This window comes from Monashia sp. HAY1-5C, assembly GCF_056755255.1.
In genome coordinates, this window is sequence record NZ_JBPGXG010000623.1 from 1 (window position 1) to 247 (window position 247).

The following is a 247-nucleotide window of genomic DNA, read 5'->3' on the forward strand; positions in this document are numbered from 1 at the left end:
GTCCACGCGCATCGGCCCGTAGCCTTCGGCCCGCACGGTTCCCGCCCCCACCAGGACGACGTCGCAGAGCCGCCGCAGCAGGGCGAAGACGCGGCTGTCCGCGTCGTTCGAGAGGCCTCCGGACAGACCCTGGTGGGTGGCCGCCCCATCCACGCTGCTGACGAAGTTGACGCGCAGCCACGGTTCGCCCGCACCCTCGGTGTAGAGCGCGGTGATGTCGTCGTCGCTGAGCCCGGTCTGCGAGGGC

1 protein-coding gene is annotated in these 247 nt (G+C 72.1%); it reads right to left on the reverse strand.

Translation table 11 applies throughout. The features are described 5' to 3' along the window. On the reverse strand, positions 1–247 hold a 247-nt coding region (locus ACR9ZK_RS22960; RefSeq protein WP_481344224.1), incomplete at both ends, for a dihydrofolate reductase family protein.